The organism is Mycobacterium asiaticum, from assembly GCF_001668675.1.
GTDB lineage: Bacteria > Actinomycetota > Actinomycetes > Mycobacteriales > Mycobacteriaceae > Mycobacterium > Mycobacterium asiaticum_D.
This window is the reverse complement of sequence record NZ_LZKQ01000331.1, coordinates 40,696-57,408: the sequence shown is the minus strand read 5'-3', so window position 1 is coordinate 57,408 and position 16,713 is coordinate 40,696. Positions and strand designations below refer to the sequence as shown.

General features: G+C 66.9%; 19 protein-coding genes. 8 read left to right on the top strand and 11 right to left on the bottom strand.

All coding sequences use genetic code 11. The features are described from left to right. Position 1: 1 nt before the first annotated feature. Genes A9X01_RS27805 through A9X01_RS27795 form a run of 3 tightly spaced genes read left to right on the top strand, consistent with a single transcriptional unit; the run spans position 2 to position 3,504 of the window. Positions 2–823, top strand: a complete 822-nt coding sequence (locus A9X01_RS27805) for a CbbQ/NirQ/NorQ/GpvN family protein (protein WP_065123784.1) — start codon at positions 2–4, stop codon at positions 821–823. Further along, positions 820–2,508, top strand: coding sequence for a nitric oxide reductase activation protein NorD (locus A9X01_RS27800; RefSeq protein ID WP_172832623.1), 1,689 nt, complete (start codon positions 820–822; stop codon positions 2,506–2,508). The genes A9X01_RS27805 and A9X01_RS27800 overlap by 4 nt, the downstream gene beginning before the upstream one ends. 3 nt (positions 2,509–2,511) lie before the next feature. After that, complete coding sequence (locus A9X01_RS27795; protein ID WP_065123782.1) at positions 2,512–3,504, top strand: NAD-dependent epimerase/dehydratase family protein; 993 nt, start codon at positions 2,512–2,514, stop codon at positions 3,502–3,504. Here A9X01_RS27795 and A9X01_RS27790 read toward each other — a convergent pair. Further along, positions 3,497–4,300 carry an SDR family NAD(P)-dependent oxidoreductase gene (locus A9X01_RS27790; protein ID WP_065123781.1) on the bottom strand — a complete coding sequence of 268 codons (804 nt, stop codon included), beginning with the start codon at positions 4,298–4,300 and terminating at the stop codon, positions 3,497–3,499. The two genes, A9X01_RS27795 and A9X01_RS27790, sit on opposite strands and share 8 nt — an antisense overlap. Before the next feature lie 90 nt (positions 4,301–4,390). Here A9X01_RS27790 and A9X01_RS27785 point away from each other — a divergent pair, with 90 nt between their 5' ends. Beyond that, positions 4,391–5,326 (top strand): TIGR03619 family F420-dependent LLM class oxidoreductase, encoded by a 936-nt coding sequence (locus A9X01_RS27785; RefSeq protein ID WP_065123780.1) that lies wholly within the window; start codon positions 4,391–4,393, stop codon positions 5,324–5,326. Here A9X01_RS27785 and A9X01_RS27780 read toward each other — a convergent pair whose 3' ends face one another. The 3 genes from A9X01_RS27780 to A9X01_RS27770 are packed head-to-tail and all read right to left on the bottom strand — an operon-like array spanning position 5,327 to position 8,509. Continuing rightward, entirely contained in the window at positions 5,327–5,890 is a 564-nt protein-coding gene (locus A9X01_RS27780; RefSeq protein WP_172832622.1) for a DUF732 domain-containing protein, read from the bottom strand. A 28-nt stretch (positions 5,891–5,918) separates the two neighbouring features. After that, complete coding sequence (locus tag A9X01_RS27775; protein WP_065123778.1) at positions 5,919–7,619, bottom strand: patatin-like phospholipase family protein; 1,701 nt, start codon at positions 7,617–7,619, stop codon at positions 5,919–5,921. Between the two features lie 2 nt (positions 7,620–7,621). Next, entirely contained in the window at positions 7,622–8,509 is an 888-nt protein-coding gene (locus A9X01_RS27770) for an Rv3090 family protease (protein WP_065123777.1), read from the bottom strand. Positions 8,510–8,635: 126 nt separating this feature from the next. Between A9X01_RS27770 and A9X01_RS27765 the strand changes: the two genes are divergently transcribed. After that, on the top strand, positions 8,636–9,031 hold the full coding sequence (locus A9X01_RS27765) for a DUF4267 domain-containing protein (RefSeq protein ID WP_065123821.1): 396 nt from the start codon (positions 8,636–8,638) through the stop codon (positions 9,029–9,031). 3 nt (positions 9,032–9,034) lie between these two features. On the opposite strand, the gene A9X01_RS27760 is transcribed toward A9X01_RS27765, so the two are convergent. From A9X01_RS27760 to A9X01_RS27750, 3 genes are read right to left on the bottom strand one after another with little or no spacing between them, the layout of a single operon-like run. Then, positions 9,035–9,454, bottom strand: a complete 420-nt coding sequence (locus tag A9X01_RS27760) for a PPOX class F420-dependent oxidoreductase (RefSeq protein WP_065123776.1) — start codon at positions 9,452–9,454, stop codon at positions 9,035–9,037. A 43-nt stretch (positions 9,455–9,497) separates the two neighbouring features. Beyond that, positions 9,498–10,697 carry a cytochrome P450 gene (locus A9X01_RS27755; RefSeq protein WP_065123775.1) on the bottom strand — a complete coding sequence of 400 codons (1,200 nt, stop codon included), beginning with the start codon at positions 10,695–10,697 and terminating at the stop codon, positions 9,498–9,500. Between the two features lie 14 nt (positions 10,698–10,711). Next, entirely contained in the window at positions 10,712–11,545 is an 834-nt protein-coding gene (locus A9X01_RS27750; RefSeq protein ID WP_065123774.1) for a mycofactocin-coupled SDR family oxidoreductase, read from the bottom strand. A gap of 76 nt (positions 11,546–11,621) precedes the next feature. Between A9X01_RS27750 and A9X01_RS27745 the strand changes: the two genes are divergently transcribed. Further along, entirely contained in the window at positions 11,622–12,212 is a 591-nt protein-coding gene (locus tag A9X01_RS27745; protein ID WP_065123773.1) for a TetR/AcrR family transcriptional regulator, read from the top strand. Here the strand turns inward: A9X01_RS27745 and A9X01_RS27740 are convergent. Together A9X01_RS27740 and A9X01_RS27735 are read right to left on the bottom strand one after the other, a co-directional pair. Continuing rightward, a complete protein-coding gene (locus A9X01_RS27740) occupies positions 12,193–12,687 on the bottom strand; it encodes a nitroreductase family deazaflavin-dependent oxidoreductase (RefSeq protein ID WP_065123772.1) in 495 nt (164 codons plus the stop codon). The genes A9X01_RS27745 and A9X01_RS27740 overlap by 20 nt on opposite strands. 19 nt (positions 12,688–12,706) lie before the next feature. Next, on the bottom strand, positions 12,707–12,940 hold the full coding sequence (locus tag A9X01_RS27735) for a hypothetical protein (protein WP_036353988.1): 234 nt from the start codon (positions 12,938–12,940) through the stop codon (positions 12,707–12,709). 201 nt (positions 12,941–13,141) lie between these two features. Here A9X01_RS27735 and A9X01_RS27730 point away from each other — a divergent pair, with 201 nt between their 5' ends. Beyond that, complete coding sequence (locus A9X01_RS27730) at positions 13,142–13,594, top strand: DUF5994 family protein (protein WP_172832621.1); 453 nt, start codon at positions 13,142–13,144, stop codon at positions 13,592–13,594. A 3-nt stretch (positions 13,595–13,597) separates the two neighbouring features. Further along, positions 13,598–14,425 carry an LLM class F420-dependent oxidoreductase gene (locus tag A9X01_RS27725; RefSeq protein ID WP_065123771.1) on the top strand — a complete coding sequence of 276 codons (828 nt, stop codon included), beginning with the start codon at positions 13,598–13,600 and terminating at the stop codon, positions 14,423–14,425. Between the two features lie 9 nt (positions 14,426–14,434). On the opposite strand, the gene A9X01_RS27720 is transcribed toward A9X01_RS27725, so the two are convergent. Both A9X01_RS27720 and A9X01_RS27715 read right to left on the bottom strand, forming a co-directional pair. Continuing rightward, a complete protein-coding gene (locus tag A9X01_RS27720) occupies positions 14,435–16,237 on the bottom strand; it encodes a sulfatase family protein (protein ID WP_065123770.1) in 1,803 nt (600 codons plus the stop codon). Continuing rightward, entirely contained in the window at positions 16,230–16,679 is a 450-nt protein-coding gene (locus tag A9X01_RS27715; RefSeq protein ID WP_065123769.1) for an SRPBCC family protein, read from the bottom strand. The genes A9X01_RS27720 and A9X01_RS27715 overlap by 8 nt, the downstream gene beginning before the upstream one ends. Between the last annotated feature and the right edge of the window lie 34 nt (positions 16,680–16,713).

The window sequence follows — 16,713 nt, the reverse complement described above, 5'->3', positions numbered from 1 at the left end:
GTTGTTGACCGATAGTCGCCCGCCGACGCTGCATGCGGATTCAGGGTCCCCGTTCTACCGGCCGATCGGTGATGAGGTGGAGGTGTTCGGCGCCGCTGCTCGGCGCGGCTTGCCGGTGTTGTTGAAGGGTCCCACCGGATGTGGGAAAACCCGCTTTGTAGAGGCGATGGCTCACCGCCTCGGGCGTGAGCTGATCACCGTTGCCGGGCACGAGGACATGACGTCGGCGGATTTGGTGGGCCGGTTTCTGCTCAAGGGGGGTGAGACGGTCTGGGTGGACGGGCCGTTGACCCGGGCGGTGCGCACGGGCGCGATCTTTTATCTGGACGAGGTGGTGGAGGCGCGGCAGGACACGACCGTCGTGATTCATCCGTTGGCCGATCACCGTCGCGAGCTGCCGGTCGATCGGCTCGGCACCACACTGTCCGCGGCCCCCGGATTCCAGTTGGTCATCTCCTATAACCCCGGCTATCAGAGTGTCCTGAAGAATCTCAAGGAATCGACGCGCCAGCGCTTCATCGCGATCGAGCTCGAGTTCCCGCCGGCCGAGGCCGAGACCGAAGTCGTCGCCCATGAAGCCGGAATCGCCAGGGAGACAGCGCGTCTGCTGGTCAACCTGGGCAGCGCGATCAGAAACCTCGATGGTTCACCGCTGCGGGAAGTGGCGTCCACCCGGATGTTGATCCTGGCCGGTGGCCTCGTCGCCGAAGGCCTGAGCCTGCGCAGCGCCGTCCGCTCGGCGATCGTCCAAGTCCTCTCCGACGACCGGGATGTGGTGCGCGCGCTCGGTGAACTCGTGGATGCCATATTGCCGCAGCCGTGACAGCATTCGACCCCAACATCTTCCGGCTATTGGCCACCCATGTCGCGGGCAGGTCGGTAGATGTCGCGCAGGCACCGGCCGGTCAGGCCGCTTACACGGACGGACAGGTCGTCTTTGTCTCGGCGGGCGGCGGCGTAGCGCACCAGCGCCGCGAGATGCTGGTGCAGAGTGCACTGCTGGGCGCGGGAAGCCTGGACCGCAGTTTGGTCAAGTCGTTGCGGACCCGTCCGTCGGTCGCGCGGCGTTATCTGTCGGTCGAAGGCCAACGGGTGATCGACCAACTCGCTCAACGCCTTCCGCTCGCTGCTGGGCTGAACTTCGTTGCCGGTCCACGCACGACGACGGCGGCCGAGTCGCTGGAAGTCGCACGCGGGCGAGCCGAGGTCGCCTATCCGCCTCCGTGGTTCGGGGTGATCAGACCCTCGCGCCTGCTCGCGCCCGCCCCCGCGTTCGGCGGTAGAGCAACTGACCAAGAGCTGCAATTGCAGTTTTGGCCAACGGATGTGCCGGAGGCCGACGACGACTCTGACGAGGGGGATCGGTCGGGTTCGAGCAAGATCCTGAGACTGTTCGAGAACCCGCTTTCCGGCTCACCGGCGCTGTCGGATTACTTCCGCAAACTGTTCGGCCGTTCGCGCTCGGCGGGGCAGGGCGCCGCGGGTGCGGAATTGCGGAGCCGGGCGGTCCGCCGGGCCGGCGCGGCCGGTCCCGAGGCCCGGCCGGTGCCCACCCGGATCCACTTCACCGACGACGGCAAGCCCGGTGCTGCCGTCGGCGTGGGCGGCGCCTGGCATCCGGAATGGGACGTGCACCGCCGGCGGTACCGGGACCAGTGGTGTCGGGTCATCGCCTTCCCGCTCACGGCGGCGGCTGACCTCGCGGAGGCTGGAATCATCCACGACGACGTGCTCCGACGGCGCTTGTCCCGGATCGGTCTGGGCCCCAAGTTATTGCGCGCCCGACCCGACGGCGACGAGCTCGACGTCGAAGCCCTCACAGACCTGTTCGTGGACTTGCGCTCCGGCTATTCACCGCCCGAACACGTATACCTGGATCGCCGCAAGCTCGAGCGCAACCTCGGCGTCCTGATCCTGCTCGATGCTTCGGGTTCTGCCACCGACACCGATTCGGAGGGTCTGGCCGTCCACGATCACCAACGCAGGGCGGCCGCCACGATGGCCGCTACGCTCGAAGAGCTCGGGGATCGCGTGGCTGTCTACGCCTTTCGGTCCCATGGCAGGCACGCCGTTCACCTGCCCGCGATCAAGACCTTCGGACAACGATTCGGCGCGGTGGGACGGGCCCGGCTCAATCAGCTTGAGCCATCCGGCTATACGCGACTGGGGGCGGGGATCCGGGGTGCGGGGGAGATCCTCAAGACCGAGGCCGGCACCCCGAACCGGCTGCTCATCGTGCTTTCTGATGGGTACCCGTACGACGACGGTTACGAAGGCCGCTACGCCGAAGCCGACGCCGCCAAGGCGCTGGCGGAGCTGCGCACCGACGGCATCGCCTGCCTGTGTCTCTCCATCGGTCCTACCGCCGACACATGCTCGTTGCAAAGGGTTTTCGGTTCGGTCGGCTATGCCACCGCCCCAACCCTGGCCGACCTGAGTCCGCGGATGGATGAGCTGTTCCTGGGTTCGCTGCGCGAACTCGCCGCACCGACACCGATTCGAGGCTGAAGCATGAGAGTGCTGTTGACGGGTGCGCTGGGCAATATCGGCCTCTCGACGCTCGAAGCCCTGCTGCGGGAAGGCCACGACGTGGTCGCGTTCGATCTTCCGTCGCGTCGAGCCCGAAAACTGGCATCCTCCTTCGCCCCCCGAGTGGACTTCTTCTGGGGCGACATCACGTCTGACGACTCTGTGCGGCAGGCGTTGCAGGACGTGGACGCAGTGATCCACCTGGCCGCCGTCATTCCGCCCGCCTCGGAACGGTCGCCCGCTTTGGCGCAGAAGGTTAACCTCGACGCGACCCGGAACCTGATCGCGCGCATGGAAGAGTCACCCGCTGCCAAACGTCTGGTCTTCGCGTCGTCCATCGGGGTGTGCGGCGAGATTCAAGACCGTGAGCCGCCGCTGCGGGTGGACATGCCGGTCTCACCGACCGACGAGTACGGCCGGCAGAAGGCGGCCTGCGAGCAGGCAATTCGGCAATCGGGTCTGCAGTGGAGCATCCTGCGACTCGCGGCGGCCTCGCCTATCCACCTGCAGAGCCAGGATCCGAGCATCATGTTCGAGTTCAGTCCCGACGCGCGATTCGAGTTCCTCCATCCCGCCGACGCGGGAACGGCATTCGCGCGTGCGGTGGGATGTGCGGAAGCGATCGGGAAGACCCTGTACATCGCCGGCGGGAAGAGTTGCCGGACCACTTATTACGAATTCACCAACACGCTGATGGGTGCGATCGGAATCGGCCCCGTCCCCGCTGACGCCTACGTGCAGACAACCCCGCCCCGGTTCTTCGGCGACTGGGTGGACACCGAAGAAAGCCAGCGTCTGCTGCAGTACCAGACGCGCGGTCTTGATGACCAATTGCGGGATATGCGGCGGGAATTCGGCCTGCTGGTGCCGCTGATCCGTCTGGTGCGCCCGCTGGCCACCTGGTTCGTGGTCCGGAGCTCGGCCTACCGCAAGGAGAACCGGGCAGCCGTCGGCCCCGTTCGAAAGGCTAGATGAAGTCGGACCCGCCGTCGACGTTCACTGTCGCGCCGGTCACATATCCGTTGCGGCGGGAAGCCAGATACGTTGTCACCGAGGCGATCTCCTCCGGCAGTCCGGCCCGGCCGAGATCGCAGGGGTGATGGAAGGTCTTCTCCACCCAGCGCATCACATCGTGCGGGTCGGACGAATCCAGGCCGTCGAGCGCCAGCGTATCCTTGAGCACCTCGGTGAAGCTGGCCGTCACGATCGTACCGGGGCATACGCAGTTCACCAGAATACCCTCGGGGCCAAGGCTTTTGGATAGGTTCTTGGTGACGCTGGACAGGGCCGACTTGGCCGCGGTGTAGGCCACCAGGTGCGGACTCTGCCGCTGGATGGAATGGGCGGACAGCGTCACGATGCGCGCCCAATCGGCCGCGCGCAGTTGGGGGAGGGCGGCCCGGATCGACCGCACCGCCGACATCGCGCCCAGCTCGAACGCCGCATGCCAACCCGCGTCGTCGAGATCGTCGAACGATCCGGCACTCGGTCCGACGGTGTGGACCAGCGCATTGAGCGAAGGCCACCGGTCGGCCACCGCGCCGAAACCGGCGATGATCGATTGCGCGTCGGACATGTCCACCTCGACGGCCAGCACCTCGGGGGCGCCGGCCGAGCGAATCTTTGCGGCGGCAGCGTCGAGTGCGATCCGGCCACGGGCCATGATGGCGACCGACGCGCCCTCGGCGCCCAGGCTCTCGGCAATGGCCAGTCCCATGCCCTTGCTGCCTCCGGTGACCACCGCTGTCGCACCGGCAAAACCAAGATCCATTGCAATACCTGCCTCGATCCGGGGGCGCAGCACCGTCGCCGCTCCCTGCACGATAGCGGTAAGAGCGTTCTCGACCGATACTCTCGACCCATGACGGATCGTCCGAAACTCTCGCTGTATCTGCGCACTTTCAGTGACGACCCGGAGCCGGACTGGCAAGCGACCCTTGATACCGCGCGTGCCATGGATGCGGCCGGTGTTGACCGGGTGGTGGTGTCCGACCACGTGGTATTCGGTGAGAACCTGGCCGCCTACAGCGACCCGGCATTGGGTGGAACCGCGGGAGGACGCCAGCCGACCGGCCCGGACGGGCACTGGCTGGAACCCGTGGTGCTCCTGACCGCGGTGGCTGCCACCACCGAACGCATCCGGCTCGGCACCGGGGTGTTATTGGCCGCCCTGCGGCGCCCGGCGGTGCTGGCCAAGCAACTGGCCACCTTAGATGCCTTGTCGGGCGGTCGGGTGGACCTGGGTGTGGGCATCGGCTGGCAACGCGAGGAGTACGAGGCGGCTGGTCTGGCGTTCGAGCGGCGCGGGCGTCTGCTCGACCACACCCTTGAGGTGTGCGAGACGTTGTGGACCCAACAGCGCGCGACCTACGAATCCCCGGAATTGTCCTTCGACGGCATTCACCAAATGCCAAAACCGGTGCAGGCCGGGGGTATCCCGATCTGGGTCAGCGGAACGGTCAATCCGGCGGTGGCACGACGACTGAGCAGATTCGGAAAACGTTGGATCCCATGGGGACCCGCCATCAGCGACCTCAAAGGCGCCGTGCCGGCCATGAAAAAGGCGATCACCGACGCCGGCGGCGACCCGAGCGGTCTGCAGGTGCAGGGGTCCGCGGCGTTGGTGAAAGCCTCCGACCGCTCCATCGACGTCGCCGCCTGCATCGATGCTGCGACACAGCTCGTCGCCGACGGAGCGACCGACATCCGGTTCAGCGGCGGGCTGCCGCGCGACCCCGAGCACGCGACCGGGGCGCTTGCCGAACTGGTCAGCGCCTTCCGGCGGGCCACCGACTGATCAGAAGGCGGCGACCAACTTGCTGTACTGCGTGCAGTAGGCGCGGACGGACACCGCGACGAAATCGTTGGCGTTAGCAGCGAAATCGGGGCTGTCCTGCTGAAACTGCGCCGTTATCTGCTGCACGGTCATGCCGGCATCGAGGTTCTGGCACACCGTTTTCCCGTTGTGTACGGCCACGTCGGGATTCGCGAATTCGATGCCCTTTTCGTTGAGCGCTGCGATGTAGCGGTTGTCCTGGTCCGGCGTCGAGGAGACGGTGGTGGTCGTGGTTGCCGAGGCACGGCTCGACGCGGCGGTGGTGCCGGCCGGTTGTGAGGCGTTGTTCGATTTGTTGTCGGTGGCCATCACCCAGCCGACCACCACGATCACGATGGCGAGCGCCAGGCACGTCAACAGCAGCGCGGCGGCGCGGCTCCAGGCGGTGAGCCAGGTTTGGTCGATGTCGGCCGGCGCGCCGGCGGCCTGCTGGCGGTCGTCGGCCTCGGCCGGCATGTTCGTGACGGCCGGCACGTCGTTACCGCGCGACCACGCCAGGTTCCCCGATTCCTCCGGGTCGGACATGTGGGTCATCGTAGTCTGCGGTCGCCGGTCAGGTCAGGCGACGGCCGCGCCAGCGGGCGAAGCGGCTGTTGGGCGCCTGGATCGCGGCCATCACCGAACTCATCGACGAGGCCACCGACTTCGCGCGTTCCTGGGGCTCCGTGCTGGGTGCCGCGGGGGCGTCACCTTCCCACCACGTGGGCTGCAACAGTGCCGACGTCACCGGGATGGCCTTGTCGACGCTGTTCCGTCCCCAGCGGCACGCGCGGTCGATCGCGGCGGCCGACGGTGCCAGGTTGATCGGCGACAGGGTCCGATCGAATCGGACCAGATGGTCGGCGTAGGGCAGGTTGCGCAGCATCTGCAGCTGAATTGCCTGCAGGATCGGGGCCAGCCAGAGATGTCGCGAATCCCATTGTGGGTGAAAGCAATCGAACGCCAGGTAGCAGGCATTTCGGGTACCGAGCTTGCCGTCGCGGACCCGTTTCCAGGCCAGTTCGACCGGGACATTGCTGGCCGCACCGCCATCCACGAGCGCCGCGATGTCCCGCTCCGCGCACAGGTCGTCGAGCAGTGGCAGCATGCGCGGGTCGCGGGTCTCGTGGTGCAGCACGCCGGGGATCGCCGACGAGAACGATGCCGCGTCCAGGACGTCGAAGTCGAGCGCGGGATCGTCGCCGGTGACGACGACCGGCTTGACCACGCGTAGGTCGATGAACGCCGAGACCTGCCACATGCGCGCCGCGACCAGCGGGCCAATCCCGATGGGGCGGAACGGAACTGACCGGCCCTGCAACGCAGCGAGTTCGGGACGGCGGAACCGGGAGGGCAGCGCTGCGTACGGTTGCCGGCGCACGCCGGCGATGACGACGTCGAACGGGATCGCCAGGTCCGACATCCGCAGCCGTTCACCGTCCTCGCGGCTGAGCAGCGCGTGGGCGAATTCGTCGAACCGTAACGTGAACAGGCCGGCCATGCCGTGGCGGCGGCGCAGCCGCTCCGGCCCCAGGATGGCCCGATAGGACACCGTTTTGGCCCAGTCGACGTACTCCTCGATCGGTATCGGCAGTTCCCGTGCCACCAGGCTGCCCAAGATCGAGCCGAACGAGGAGCCGATCAGATAGTCGGGTAGCTGGCCGGCCTCCAACAGGCGTTGCACACCGCCGATATAAACGAAACCGGCGCCGCCGCCCCCGCCCAGGATCGTCACCAGTTTCTTGTAGCCGACCTCGGCGTCGAGCTCGGCGGCGCTGAAATCGTTGGGGTGGCGTTCGATAAGGACGGATCGTTGATCGTCCTGCTCGTCGGTCAGGGTCCTCAGCACCTCGCGCGCGGCTGTCAGCGCCTTGACCGGATCCGTTTCCTCGCGCAGCGGCCCGTAGAGCGCGTCGACGACGCGGGACCGCCACGGCCCGACCTCCGCGCCCACCGAGATGTCCCCGCGGCCACGGCGGCCGCCGGGACCCGCCGCCCCGGGTTCGAAGTCGGCGAGCCGGGCGAAGTTGAGGATGTAGCGCAGTCTGCGCAGGTCCTCGGGGGCCAGCACGTCGGGATGGGCCAGCTGGTTGCGGACGAGCCGGTTCTCCATCTTCTGCAGCAGCACGGCCGGATCGGCGGCCGGTAGGTCGACGGTGTCCAGGGCCGCTTCGGTCGCCTCGGTCTCGAGGTCTTCGATTTCCTCGAGCAGATCCAGGCTGGGCCTGCGTCCGCCCCAGCGGCCGCGCAGCGCGTCGGCGAACGGGAGCGGCATGCCTAACGCCCGGGCACCGGCACGGTGGGCACCGCCGCGGTGCCCGGCCAGCAGCCCAACGGGCTGATTCCCTTGTTGATCGCAGCGGTGATGCAGTTCTGCACCACCACATTGGGGTCGTTGCTGATCGAGCGGGACAGGATCTCGTTCGCTTTGGCCTGCGCCTCGGCGGTGCGCTGGGACTCCACCGCGATCGAGGTCTGGGCGCGCTGCTGGTTGAGCTGGTTGATCTTGTCCTCGGTGCCCTGGTCGTACTGGATGGTCGGCACGTTGACGTCGAAGATGTCGACCTGCCCACCGACGTCCTGGCGCAGGATGTCGGCGGCCCGCTTGGCCAGCGCCGGCAACGGCGACACCTCCAAGTTGCGTGGGTCCAGCGGGTTGAACGCGGCGAACACCTCGTTGAGCGCCACCGACAGGTTGCGCTCGATCAGGTTGACCCGCACGTTGTCGAACGTCTTGTAGCTCTGGAAAAGCTCCGGGGCGGCGTGCTGCTTGAGCTGCCAACGGATGCTGACGTCGGCCCATGCGGTGGATTGATTGCCCAGCCGCACCATGATGCGTTCATCGTGGCTGCCGTTCTTGACGTACTTGTCGATCTGCACGGCGCCATCCATCTGGTGCGCCATCTGCCAGGGCCACTTGCCGTGGAAGCCGTTGTTCAGGCTGACGCCGGTGGGCCGGCCGAAGGTGGTGAGGATCGCGATCTGGCGGGTGCCCACTATCGTGAAACAGCCGAAGAGGAAAAACAGCACCGCGGCGGCAAGCGCGCCCAGTGCCACGCGCCTGCCGCGGGCACGGCCGTTGTCGCTGCCGGCGAACCGCCACGACACCGCCGCGACGCCGGCAACGATCAAACCCAGCACAAACAGCACGATCTGCCACGTCATCCCTGGACTCCTTTTACTCGTGTGTCGCGGGAATCCTATCGACCGGCCGCTCAGCGGAGGGACGGGATAAATCGCTTTCGCAACAAGCTCATTGAGATCGGAGTGCTCGGTACTAAGCTGCCGACCATGTCGATTGATCGTGCGGCGCTCATTGCCGGCAGCATCCGGCTTGCCTCCGGTATTTCCTTCCTGGTGGATCCCATCAAGGCAAACAAGTTGTGGGGTGATCCCGACGATCAGACCGCGACAGCGCAATTGCTTTTGCGCTCAATGGGTTACCGCGACGCGCTGATCGGCGGCCTGCTCGCCGTCTCGGGTCTGCGGGGCAAGAACACCCGCGGCTGGTTCCTGGCCTCGGGCGGCGCCGACGCGGCCGACCTGCTCGGCGGACTCAGCGTGCATGACCAGCTGAAGCCCGCCCAGCGCGCCATCGGGCTGGGCGGTGCCGCGGTGGGCATCGGTGTCGGATTGTGGGGCGCGGTGCGGCGCAGGCCGGCAGCGGTTGAAGGGCCGCAAGACTGACGGCTAGGCCCAGGGCCCGATGCCGCCGACCTTGTCGATGCGGATGCGGGTGAGGAAACCGGGCGGCGCGCCGGCCGGGGGGAATACGTTCGGGTCGGACAGGGTCTGCGCGAGTTCCTTGAGCAACTCGGGCGCCCCGCCCTCGACGATTCGAGCGGTGCCGTTGATGGCCAGGTAGGGGCGCATCGCTTTGCCCGGGTCTTCGGTGGACACGATGGTCACCGCCACCCGCGGATCGTTGCGGACGTTGCGCACCTTCTTGTGTTCGCCCAGGTGCGCGGTGACGAGTTCGTCACCTTCCGGCGTCGACTGCAGCGCGACCCAGACCAGGCTGACCTGGGGACTGCCGTCGGGATTGAGGGTGACCAGGGTGGCGTCGGCACCTGCTCCGATGAGCTGACGCGCCGCATCGTTGAGTTTCATGCGTTGTTATACCGCCGCGGCGGGTGATTAATTCCCGTCCCGGTCACACCACGATGCGTAGCCGCTCCCAGCCCCGGACCGTCGAGGTGGGCGCCAGTTTGAGGCTGTCGTAGTCGATTTCCCATTCCGGCCACCGGTTGAGCAGCTCGTCGAGTGCCACCCTGCCTTCCAGCCGGGCCAGGTTCGCGCCCAGGCAGTAGTGCACGCCTTTGCCGAAGGTGAGATGCGAGATGTTGTCGCGATGGATGTTGAAGGTGTCAGGATCCTTGTAGCGCAACGGATCCCGGTTAGCCGCCCCGAAGAGCAGCAGCACCGCGCTGCCGGCCGGCACCGTGGTCCCGTAGGCCTCGAAGTCGCGAATCGTGTAGCGCCCGACGTGCGGACCTGTCGGCTCGAAGCGCAGCGTTTCGTCGACCGCGCGCGTCACCAGCGACCGATCCTGCACGATCTCCCGGCGCTGATCGGGGTGCTCGGCCAGCACCTTGGCCAGCCAGCCGATCAGCCGTCCCGTCGTCTCGTTGCCCGCCCCGGCGACCACCTGCGTGTAGTGCAGCACCTCTTTGCGGGTGAGCTTGCGCGTCACTCCGTCGGCGTCCTCGAACTCGACGTTGAGCAGCGAGGTCATCAGGTCGTCGGAGGGGTTCTTGGCCCGCCAGTCGACGTACTCGGCGTAGATGCGGCCATCGGCGATGGCTTCTGGATCGGCGACTTTCATCGGTGTGCCGGGCCTGGTGCGCAGGTTGGCGTCATTGGCGTCGCGCACGCCGATCTGCTCTTCCTCCGGGATGCCCAGCAGCATGCCGATCACGCGCATCGGCATCATCGAGGCGAGTTCGGCGATGATGTCGAATCCGTCCGAGCCGACGAGCGGATCCAGACAACGCACGCAGTAGGCGCGGATCTGATCCTCGATGGCCGCCATCCGCCGCGGGGTGAAGACGCGCGACATGACGCCGCGCAGCATGGTGTGGGTCGGGGGGTCCTCGAACATCATCACGCCGGGCGGCATCGGGAACTTGGATTGGATCAGCTCGAGGATGTCACTTCGGCTGTTGGAGAACGTTTCCCAGTCCGAGAGCGCCTTCTCCACATCAGCGTGCCGGGAGATCGCCCAGAAGTTGTAGCGCTCGTTGTAATAGAGCGGAGCCTCGTCGCGGAGGCGGGCGTAAATGGGGTAGGGGTCCGCGGTGATGTTGACGTCGTAGGGGTCGTAGTAGACGTCCGTCTCGGGGGCGATGGTCATGCGGGGACGTTTCCTTACTTCAGGCAGCTGCCCGCGTCCACGGGAAGCGTGACTCCGGTGATGTAGCGCGCCTCGTCGGAGGCCAGGAACAATACGGCGTTGCTGATGTCTTCTACGTTCACCCAGGGGATCGGCAACGTGTGGAAGGTCTGACAGATGGGTGCCAGGTCGTCTGGTCCGGGATTCTCCAGGTCGGGGCGGAACAGCCGAAAAGTCATGTCGTTGATCAACAATGGTGTGTTCACGTGGGTCGGGTGCACGGTGTTGACCCGGATGTTCTTCGGCCCCAGCTCGACGGCGAACGACCGCATCAGCCCCACCACGCCGTGCTTGGCGGCGTTGTAGTGCCCCGTATGCGTGTAGGCCTTCAGGCCGGCCACCGAGCTGGTCAGCACGATGGAACCGCCACCACCCGAAAGCAGATGGGGGACAGCGGCTTTCACCGACTTCCACACCCCGCTCAGGTTGACGTCGAGCATCTCCTGCCACAGGTCTTCGTCCATCCGGTCCAGGCGTGGAGCGATGGTGCCGATGCCGGCGTTGGCCACCACGATGTCGAGCCGGCCGAGTTGCTCGACACCGCTGTCGACCGCGGCCTTGAGCGCGTCGTAGTCGCGGACGTCGACCTCGGCGGTGACCACGCGGCGATCCAGACCCTTGATGAGGTCGGCCGTCTCGGCCAGGTCTTCGGGCGAGGACGCCGGCGCGGGGGAGTTGTCGAAGCCCCGGCAGACATCGACGGCGATGATGTCGGCGCCCTCTTGCGCCAGTCGCACCGCGTGACTGCGGCCCTGCCCGCGCGCCGCGCCGGTGACGAATGCGACCTTGCCCGCTACCCGGCCTGCCATGGCCCTCCTCGTCGAGTAACCTTGTTACAGAAGGTACGGTAACTGGGTTACCCGGCGAGGGCAAGGGGTTCGTCACGTGGTCGGCACCGAAGCGGCGATCGGCGATCAGGATCGTCGAGTCGGTGACCCCATCCTTGATGTCGTGGTTGGCATCCTGGAGTCCGACGGCTACGACGCGGTGCAGTTGCGTGAGGTGGCCAAGCGCTCACGGATGTCGTTGGCCACCATCTACAAGCGCTTTCCGACCCGGGATGCGCTGATCCTGGCCGCGCTGGAGAGCTGGATGGACGCGCACCGGTACGCCGGTTTGGCGACGCAGACGCATGATCCCGACGAGTCCGTCTACGACGGGCTCATGCGGGTCTTCCGCACCATTTTCGAGCCGTGGGAACGTCACCCGGACATGCTTCGGGCGTACTTCCGGGCCCGCTCGGCTCCCGGGGGCCGGCGGCTGGTCGACCGTGGCCTTGACGTGGTCATCCCGGCCACCATGGCGGTGTTGCGCGACGCCGACGCCGAGCTGGTCGAGGATCTGCCGCCGATCGTGTCGAACCTCGCCTATGGCCTGGTGGCGCGGTTCGCCGCCGGCGAGATCGCCATCACCGAGATCCTGCCGACCCTGCAGCGCGCGCTGTTCCGGTTGACGGTCAACGTGGGGAAAGGATGACCACGGGGATCTGCCGCTCTGTCCAGCTTTGATACTTGGCGAAGTCGGCGTACAGATCGACCAAGCGCGGCCACAGCTCGGCCCGCTCTTCGGCTGTGGCGACGCGGGCCGAGACCTCGAGATTGCGTCGGCCTTTCACGTGGATCCGGGTGTCGGGGTTGGCGACCAGGTTGTGGTACCACTGCGGGTTCTTGGGCATACCGCCCTGCGACGCCACGATCACGAAGTCGTCGCCGTCGTCGAGATACAGCAGCGGCGTGGTGAATTCGCGGCCCGACTTGCGGCCCCGATGTTCGAGCAGCAGCGTCGGCACGGGCTTGCGGAGGCCGGCGCCGATGCGCCATTTGTTGCCGACGTGCCCATTGGTGAGTTTGAAGACCGCAACGTGCCCCTTGGACGCGTACTTCATGACTTTGGCGGTCACCGGGGACGTCAGCCCGGATGGCGCGTCGTCGGGCAGCGAGAATTTCGGCATCGTGTCGGCGCCTACACCATCAGGATGCTTTGGCGAACCTGCGCACCAAATCGTTCTCGCCGAACGTGCTGGCGTAGTCCTGTCCCCGGTCGTCGCGACCGAAGAACGTCCAGCGCTTGCGGCCCGATTGGGGGCCGCTGATCATTTTGACGATGTAGCGGGAATGCTCGGCGTCCACCGTACCGATGGCGTCACCTACCCGGATCTCCGACGGATGGATCTCGGGTGCGTCCCGCCAGTCCTGTATGGCCATGCCACCTATCCTCGCTCATATTGCGGATTTGCGTGCCGAACCGGCATTAATTCCACAGTACGCATAGTTCGGTGGCATCGAGCCCACGACCACCTCGCCGTTGGGGCCGGGCGACCGGTGGCGTAGCTTTGCCGGTGAGCCGTTCGGTTGTCGGCGGTGGGAAGGAACGATCCTGATGCGCCCCACCTGTTCGACCGCGCCGTGACATATCCTCTGGTGGCCCGCCGACGAGCCACCCCTATCCGACTCAGCCTGGCATCTGACCTGGGCCAGGAGATCGACGGTGCGTGGTGGCCGCGTACCGATCGGATCAGTGGTGAGCTGCCGGACCTGGTGCTGGCGCTCAGTAACCGGCTGGGCGAGATCACCGGGATCAACGTCAACTGGCCGTCGCTGCAACGCCCACCCGATCTGAACTGGCGAGGGTGGCAGCTCAAGCATCAGCACGTCATCAGCGCCAAGAGCTGCGACGCGTGCGCGAACGTGCTGATAATTCCGTATGCCACCAACAGCACCCTGGCGACGATGATGCTGCGGCGTGCGGCCAATCTGCCGATCGATCCCGCGTATTGCGAGACCACGTCCTTTCACACCGCCGGCTCTATTCTCTATGCCGCCAGGCAGCAATTCGCCGCGAGTCGCGCGGAGGAGTAAGCGATGGATTTCGGTGTTCTGGCGTTCATCACTGACGAGAGCATCGGGCCGGCGGAACTGGGACGTGCCCTCGAAGAGCGCGGGTTCGAGTCATTGTTCGTGGCCGAACACACCCATATCCCGGTCAACCACGACAGCCCCTACCCCGGCGGCGGTGAGCTGCCGCGGAAGTACTACCGGCCGCTGGATCCGTTTGTGGCGTTGACCGCGGCGGGGGTGGCCACCCAAAGGCTGGTGCTGGGCACCGGGATCGCGCTGATTCCCGAACGCGATCCCATCGTCACGGCCAAAGAGGTCGCGTCGCTGGATCTGGTGTCGCAGGGTCGTTTCCGCTTCGGAGTGGGTGTGGGTTGGCTGCGCGAGGAAGTCGCCAACCACGGTGTCGACCCCGCGGTGCGTGGCCGGGTGGCCGAAGAGAGGTTGCTCGCCATGATCGAGATCTGGACCAAGGAGCAAGCCGAATTCCACGGCAAGCACGTCGATTTCGATCCGATCTACTGCTGGCCCAAGCCGGTAACCAAGCCGTATCCGCCGCTGTACGTCGGTGGCGGCCCGGCCAGTTTCAAGCGGATCGCCCGCCTGGGAGCCGGCTGGATCGCGATCTGCCCGTCCCCGGAGTTGCTGTCGTGGCCACTCGACGAGTTACGCAAGACGGCCGGCCCCGATGTCCCGGTGACGGTGTGTCAGTGGGGTGAGGCGAGCCCCGATGTCCTGGCCGGCTATGCGCCGCTGGGCGTCGAGCGGGTTTTGGTGGAGTTGCCGAGCGAGCCACGCGATGAGACGCTGCGCAGGCTCGACGAGCTGGCGGCTCAGCTGGCGCCGCTGGCCTGACGCTCGGGTCTAGCCGAACCGCCCGAACACCCGCTGCAGTACCCCTTGCGACTTGCCTTCGGGTGGTTGCCGAGTGGCGTAGGGCCACGGCCGGTTGCGTTCGGGCACCGACGACGCCCGCGCTTGCTTGAGCTGCATCCGCAGATACGTTCGCAATTCATGCAATTCGGGGTCGGCCCACCTGTTGTCCGCCTCTACGGCATCGGTGGTGAGGTCATACAGTTCCCACTGGTCGTCGATCGGATCGGTGCGGTAGGCCTCGCCGCCGATGCCGTTCGCGGCCAGGTGCCGTACGCCGGGCTCCGTCCAGGTGGCCGGGTCGTCGAACGTGCGCACCAGCTTCCACAGGTGCCCGGCGCCGCCGTCGCTCTCGTCGACGCGCGCCACCAGTCCCTCAAAGTTTGAGGCTACGTGTGCCGGCAGCTTGATGCGAAGCGGCGCAGGAGGATTCACGTCACGTCCGAGCTGACGCGACAGCGCCGAGGCCCCGGTGTCACCCTCGAGCACGTTGTCGCGCGTCATCAGATACACAGCGCGGGTCTCGTCGGCGGGTGCCCCGTCCACCACGGGCATCAGGTCACGCCCGGGAAGCGGATGCACCTCGGAGAACGACTCGGCGAGGTCGGTGGCCGCGGCCTCCACGTCGATGCCGGCCGCGCTGAGCAGGGTCGGCACCAGATCGACATGCGAAGTCGGCGCGGTCACGGCGCGTGGCTGTGTCGCTTGCTGGCCGATGCGGGCGATGACGAACGGCACCCGGGTCGCCTCGTCGTACATGTTGAACCACTTCTGGTGCAAGCCGCCGTGCGCTCCGAGGAGCTCACCGTGGTCGGAGGTGCGCACCAGGACGGCGTTGTCCGATCCGCCTTCGGTGACGGCGCGCCGCACCCGGTCGATCGGAGCGTCGACTTCGGCGTGCAAGCGGTAGTACAGGTCTCGATAGCGCTGCGCGTTCCGCTTGTAGGTGCGGCTGATGGCCGGCGTCGGACCGTATCCCGAGTAGTAGGCCTCGCGGAAGGCGATCTGCGCGGCTGGCTTGGTCGACAGGTCCTCTTCGGCGGTGGGGGCCGGCGGCACCGGCGGCGGATCCAGCGGCGACGGCTGCACCGGGCTGCGCCGCGCCCAGGCCGGGAACAGCACGATGTCATGCGGGTTGACGAAGCTGGCCACCAGCAGGAACGGGCGCAGTGCGGCGGCGTCACCGGCGCGGCGCCGCGCGTAGCGGTCCTCGAGCCACGCCACCACCCGGTCGGCGATCAGCGGGTCGCGTCGGTAGCCGCTGTTGGCGTTGCCGGCGCCATGGGGTTCGGGTCCCACCCACCCGGAGAAGCCGTAGGGGGCGAGGCGATCGGCGTCCAGATAGCGCTGCACAGCCGCCGGGTCGACGACACCGTCGTCGTCGTTGGTGGCCAGCGCGCCGCCGGTCGCCGGATCCTCGAGGTCGGCGTGCGAGATGTGCCATTTGCCGTCGTAGTGGGTGTCGTACCCGGCCACCCGGAACCAGTTGCCCAGCGTGGGTACCTCGCCGGCGCGCAGCCAGCGCAACCGGGAGTCGTCGTAGCGTTTGCCGATGCCGTCGGTCTGGGTAACGCCGTGCAGGTCGGGGTACTGGCCGGTGAAGATTGTGGGTCGGCTCGGCACGCAGGCCAGCGAACCGGTGTAGTGCCGGGTGAAACTCACGCCGTGTTCGTCGAACCACCGGCGGCCGGGGAGGGCCCGCTGCCGCCAGGCGAGGACATCGGCCGATTCGTAGGGCGGCACCGCGCGCTCCTCGTCGGTCATGATGATGACGATGTCGGGGCGGTCAGACATGCGTGGTCTCCAATCGATGGGCGAGTCCGGCCAGCAGCGCGTCGGACTGCCTGGCCATGAAGCGCAGCAACACCCGTTCGGCCAGGTGGGCCGGCGGGCGGTTACCGATCTTGAGCGTGCTCGTCAGGGTCACCACGGTTGCTGCGCCCGCGGGTTGCAGCGTCCAGCGATTGGCCATCTTCCCCAACCGGGTCGGCAACCCCTCGATGTCATAGGCCAGCGTGGTGGGCGGCTCGAATTCGGTGATGGTCTCCACCAGCACGTTGCCGCCCATCTGCACGCGTCGGGTGGTGCCGACGGGATCGCCGTCGGGGCCGGGGCGCAACACGCACGAATGGTCGACGCTGTCCATCCAAGAACTGAGGCCGCCGAAGTCGGCCAGGATGTCCCAGATCGCCTGCTGTGGGGCCGTCACCGTCCGACTTCGGGTGATGTTTGCCACGCGGCCATCCAACCACCTTCGCCCACACCTCGTG

What these genes read in the sequence shown, in the direction of transcription:
- A9X01_RS27795 (WP_065123782.1), top strand. Translation starts at nt 2,512, where the DNA reads ATGAGAGTGCTGTTGACGGGTGCGCTGGGCAATATCGGCCTCTCGACG.
- A9X01_RS27790 (WP_065123781.1), bottom strand. Translation starts at nt 4,300, where the DNA reads ATGGATCTTGGTTTTGCCGGTGCGACAGCGGTGGTCACCGGAGGCAGC.
- A9X01_RS27785 (WP_065123780.1), top strand. Translation starts at nt 4,391, where the DNA reads ATGACGGATCGTCCGAAACTCTCGCTGTATCTGCGCACTTTCAGTGAC.
- A9X01_RS27780 (WP_172832622.1), bottom strand. Translation starts at nt 5,890, where the DNA reads ATGTCCGACCCGGAGGAATCGGGGAACCTGGCGTGGTCGCGCGGTAAC.
- A9X01_RS27775 (WP_065123778.1), bottom strand. Translation starts at nt 7,619, where the DNA reads ATGCCGCTCCCGTTCGCCGACGCGCTGCGCGGCCGCTGGGGCGGACGC.
- A9X01_RS27770 (WP_065123777.1), bottom strand. Translation starts at nt 8,509, where the DNA reads ATGACGTGGCAGATCGTGCTGTTTGTGCTGGGTTTGATCGTTGCCGGC.
- A9X01_RS27765 (WP_065123821.1), top strand. Translation starts at nt 8,636, where the DNA reads ATGTCGATTGATCGTGCGGCGCTCATTGCCGGCAGCATCCGGCTTGCC.
- A9X01_RS27760 (WP_065123776.1), bottom strand. Translation starts at nt 9,454, where the DNA reads ATGAAACTCAACGATGCGGCGCGTCAGCTCATCGGAGCAGGTGCCGAC.
- A9X01_RS27755 (WP_065123775.1), bottom strand. Translation starts at nt 10,697, where the DNA reads ATGACCATCGCCCCCGAGACGGACGTCTACTACGACCCCTACGACGTC.
- A9X01_RS27750 (WP_065123774.1), bottom strand. Translation starts at nt 11,545, where the DNA reads ATGGCAGGCCGGGTAGCGGGCAAGGTCGCATTCGTCACCGGCGCGGCG.
- A9X01_RS27740 (WP_065123772.1), bottom strand. Translation starts at nt 12,687, where the DNA reads ATGCCGAAATTCTCGCTGCCCGACGACGCGCCATCCGGGCTGACGTCC.
- A9X01_RS27735 (WP_036353988.1), bottom strand. Translation starts at nt 12,940, where the DNA reads ATGGCCATACAGGACTGGCGGGACGCACCCGAGATCCATCCGTCGGAG.
- A9X01_RS27725 (WP_065123771.1), top strand. Translation starts at nt 13,598, where the DNA reads ATGGATTTCGGTGTTCTGGCGTTCATCACTGACGAGAGCATCGGGCCG.
- A9X01_RS27720 (WP_065123770.1), bottom strand. Translation starts at nt 16,237, where the DNA reads ATGTCTGACCGCCCCGACATCGTCATCATCATGACCGACGAGGAGCGC.